Genomic DNA, 4,481 nt, shown 5'->3' on the forward strand with positions numbered 1-4,481 from the left:
TCTTCAAGGCCATAGATGGAAGTTTGGATATCGAAATATTTTAAGATGTTGGGGATATCTTTTTTATCTAGGACGTTAATATCATGTTTTTTAAATTTAGGTTGGGTGTTTAACCATTCTTGTTGAAAAGTTTCATAGTCTGTTAATTTTATTTTGGCTTGGGTATGTTTGCGAAAATAGTTATGAGCGTAGATTGGGTTATGGAATAAAAGAAAGTTCAAACAAATAATAATTAATAAAAGAACTTTTTTAGGGATTTTGTTTGATTCATATCTTTTTCACCTCCTTAAAGTTTGAATTTATGGCCTAACCAATTGTGTGTTGTGTGTTAGGTAAAAGAAAAAGACCCTTGGAGGGGTCTTTGAATGATGTTTTAATTTTTATTTTTCTTCTGGAATAGTATTTAAATCTAAATTTGTTGTTTTTTTATTGCTCGATTGAGATTCTGTTTTTAGATTAATATCCGAACAAACCCATTCTTCTATTTCTTTAACGGAAGCGTTATGTAAAAGGGGATATTTTTGTTTTATATTTTGAATTATTTCTTTTTGTTTTTTTACTAATCTAAAAAAATCATTAACTTCTTCATCAGTAGGTTGTGCTTTTTGTAAAATTTGTTTATTTTTATTGTTTTGCATCGCTATTAATTGGTGATTATTAATTATGAATAATAATCCTATAAAAGTGATTAAACAAAGATGAATTATTTTAAATTGCTTTTTTAATTGAAACATTATTTAAATCTCCTTTATTTTTATCCCTCAGATGGGGTTATTTCATAGAGGGAGTTGAGGGAGGATAAAGCGGATTGTTGGTTTTGTTCTAACCTTCTATGTAAATCTCTAATGGAATCGTTTTTTAAATCTTCTGCATGACTAAGTTGTTCGGTTAAAGATTTTTTTTTGATTTCATAAAATTGATCTGGGTTAAGTTCACTTATTTGTTTATTGTAATTGTCACATTCTTGTTGATATTCATCAATCCAAGATTGAGATTGACTTTGACCACTTTTATTGAAATTAATCAAATTTTTTTTAATTTCATTAATTTCGGTTATTTCTTCTTGTGAAAGAGTTAATGTTAAAGTTGTATCTTTGTTTTCAGATAAGATATAAGTTTTTATTTTTTCAAAATCTTCTTTAGTTATTTGTTTTTTTGGGTTAGGAGATTCTATATTTTCACGTTTAGTCCTTGATGGTTGATTTGGTTCTTTGTTATCTTTTAATTCTTTATGATAATTTGATAATGATTTTTGTTCTTTTTTAGCATCATTAATACCTAGAAAAATACCAACAGTAATAATAATTACAAATATTATAACAGCATAAATAGTTGTTTCGTATTTTTTAAAAAAATTCATTTCTTTTAATACCTTTCCGATAATAGTAGTAATTTATATATTATCTATTTAAAGAAATTAATCACTACTATTATACAACTTTATTTGTTTTAAATTTAAAGAAAAAGTGATTTAAGAAGGAATAATTATTAATTCTGGAATTTTTGTTTTATTTTTTTGTTTAATTTCTTCTTGAGTTTTAGTGTAGTTAGGGTTTGTTTGCTTTAGTTCTTCTTTGAGTAACTTTATTTCTTCGTCGATTGGTTCTAACTTTATCTCTAGTTGTTCTATTTGTGTGATTTTTGGTTGTTCTATTTTTATTTCGTCGGTTATTTGTTGTCTTTTTGATTCTAATTCTTCTATGATTTTGGTATATTCGTTGATCCAAGATTTAAATTCCTTTTTAAAATTTTTGTTTAATACTTCATTTTGTTCTGATGCTTGTTGTAAATTTTCTTGTTTTATTCGATTATTATATTCTTCTATTTTCTTTTCATAGTCTTTATAGTCGGCGTCGAGTTTGGCTAGGTCGCGGTCGATGTCATTGGTATACATTTCTAAAGTTTCTTTGCTAATCATTAGTGGATGTTCTTTACCTTCTTGGATGCTTTCGTTAATCATATGCCATATACGATGGCCTTCGTGAATAACAAAAGTTGCTTTTGTTGCACCTTGGGAAAATTTGCGAGTGAAAGAAGCAGTTTTGCCAATGATTTTCAAGCCATATTTGGCTGGGATTAAATCGGTTACTTTATCGAAGGCTTTGAATCCCATTTTACATGCGTTACCAAAAGAGAAGGAGTTTTCTGCTTCATAGGTTTGCATTCGACCATGCATTTCACGATAGGTTTTTTTTAAATCATTGTATATTTCACGTTCGGCTTTTATTTCTTCCAGTTTTTTGTTGACTTGGTCGATGTTTTTTTGGATTTCATCACGGCGTTGCTCGACTGATTGGATTAAATTAAAATAAGATTTTTCATCAGCAGATAATTCATTATATCTTTTTATTAAATCGTTTTTTAAATCTTCTGCATGACTAAGTTGTTCGGTTAATGATTTAATTTTTATTTCTAATGTTCCTATTTGGGTTTTGATTTCAGTGATTTGTTTAACTAATACAATCTTTTCATCATAAAGGATATCTAATTTAGCGCGTAATTTTTGTTTTTCAGTTAAATCAGTAGCTTCTTCGATTTGTTGTTCCGTGAGTTTTATCTCTTTTTCTTTGTTAGCTAATGCTTCTTCTTTTTGTTTTAGTTGTTCTTTTAAGATATTGATATTATTTTCGGTTTCTTCTTTTTGAGTTTTGATATCTTTAATTTTAGTTTCTGTTTGGTTAACTAGTTGTTCAATTTTCTCTTTTTGTTCTTGGGTTAGTTTTTGTTCTTCATAGAGTGTTTTTAATTCAGCGTCTACTTTGGTTAACTCTTGTCCCCAATTATCTTTTAATCCTTGGTAATTATTGATGACTTCATCATATTTATCAATGGCTTTGTCAATTTCGTTCACTAATTGACCAACATATTTACTTGATGGTTCTTTGGGTTTATGAAAGAAACATAAGTAAATGAAGCCTAAAATAGCAATGATAATTAAAAAGTAAGTTAAATAACCTTTCCATGTTGTAGGGTGTTGAGTTGGTTTAGATTTAATTAGTTGATTGCTAAAAAGTTTGTTTTTGAAGTATAGGAAAATACTAAAAATAGTGGATGCTATTAAAACCCAAGTGAAATAAGATTTAAAGGTTAAATAAGTTTTAATTAAATCTAAAGGTGTTTTCATAATTATGCGCCTCTTTTCACTTTGTTTTGTTGTTCGATGGTGTTTAAAATGGCGTCATCTTGAGAAATAATCATTTTATAAGCTTGCTTTAAGTCTTCTTGATTAATTTCGTTTCTTCTTGTTTCACCTTGACCGCGGTTTTTAGCGAAGATAGTGACTGTTGTTTTTAAAAGGTTTTCTAAAGTTCGATTGGCTTTTTTAAATTGATGATTAGCTGGTAATCTTTCTAAAGATTCATTGATAACTTCGTATAAGTATTGTTTAGCTTCTTCACTATAAGGGTTTTTTCTTTTATTAATTAAGAATTCTAAAAATTGTTTTCTTTCTTCTTTATTGCCTGGTTTAACTTCGATATTGTAAGTAAATCTTGATTTAATGGCTTCATCTATGTTATTAATGCGATTAGTGGCGCCAATAATAAAGATTGGTTTATCAGGATTATTTTCAAATGATGTCATTTCCGTTTTAAATTGGTTAACCACATTAGCGATTTCCGAACCAGCTTCTAAGGTGTTTAAATCAGCAAAGATTGTTTCACATTCGTCTAAGAAAATGATGGCTCCTTTATTTTTAGCTGCTTCTTGGCGCGCTGTCATAAATAAATCTTTTACCAGTTGAGGGGCGATACCTTTGAATTTTTGAGAAAAGATAGAACTACTTACTTCAAAGAAAGGAAGATTAGTTTCTTTGGCTAAGGCTCTCGCTAAGGTTGTTTTCCCCGTTCCTGGGACTCCATACATTAAGATCCCTAAAGGGTAATCGACCTCACCAATATTGGTGTATTTGTCTTTGTTATTAAGATAATCAATGAATCCTTCGACTGCTTTTAATTCTTCTTTGAAACCAATTAATTGCTTAAAATTAGGAAATTTTTGGTTGTTAGAAGGATTAAATAATGATTCTTCTGATGTTTTTTGTTGTTGATTAATAGCGTTTATTGCTTCTAGTTTGGGAGTTAGTTTATTTTCGATTTCGTTAAGTTTATTTGTTTGAGTTATTTGTTTTTCTTTGATTTGATAAATATTAGTTTTATGAGTTTTTAGTTCGTTTTGTAATTCATTATTTTGATTAGTAATTTGGTTTTGAATTGCGGTTTGGTTTTGTTGTAGTTGGTCTTTAGTTTCTTGGATGATTTTCCTTTGATTTTCTAATTTTTTATGATGGGTTGTAAGTTGTGTTTCAATTCCTATTAAAGTTTGATGATGAATCCAAACATAAACTGATAAACATAAAATAAATGATATTATGATACATATTATTAATTTAGTGAAATTAAAAGTTTTATTTGATTTGGTTTTTATAGTCATATTATTTCCTTTCCAAACAAAAAAGACTAAGGAATTTCCTTAGTCTTTGT

At 28.0% G+C, this 4,481-nt stretch carries 4 protein-coding genes and 1 pseudogene; all 5 read right to left on the bottom strand.

What is annotated here, in order from left to right; translation table 11 throughout:
- Positions 1–221, bottom strand: a pseudogene (locus tag J8J04_RS02905) (hypothetical protein); the annotation flags it as partial.
- Between the two features lie 159 nt (positions 222–380).
- The gene (locus tag J8J04_RS02910) at positions 381–734 is read right to left on the bottom strand and encodes an SVM family protein (protein WP_212332188.1); all 354 of its coding nucleotides are present in this window, start codon (positions 732–734) and stop codon (positions 381–383) included.
- Positions 735–754: 20 nt separating this feature from the next.
- Complete coding sequence (locus J8J04_RS02915; protein WP_212332191.1) at positions 755–1,360, bottom strand: hypothetical protein; 606 nt, start codon at positions 1,358–1,360, stop codon at positions 755–757.
- Positions 1,361–1,471: 111 nt separating this feature from the next.
- On the bottom strand, positions 1,472–3,124 hold the full coding sequence (locus tag J8J04_RS02920; protein ID WP_212332194.1) for an ATP-binding protein: 1,653 nt from the start codon (positions 3,122–3,124) through the stop codon (positions 1,472–1,474).
- 2 nt (positions 3,125–3,126) lie between these two features.
- Positions 3,127–4,431 carry an AAA family ATPase gene (locus tag J8J04_RS02925; RefSeq protein WP_212332197.1) on the bottom strand — a complete coding sequence of 435 codons (1,305 nt, stop codon included), beginning with the start codon at positions 4,429–4,431 and terminating at the stop codon, positions 3,127–3,129.
- Between the last annotated feature and the right edge of the window lie 50 nt (positions 4,432–4,481).

The organism is 'Fragaria x ananassa' phyllody phytoplasma (assembly GCF_018274325.1).
GTDB lineage: Bacteria > Bacillota_I > Bacilli_A > Acholeplasmatales > Acholeplasmataceae > Phytoplasma.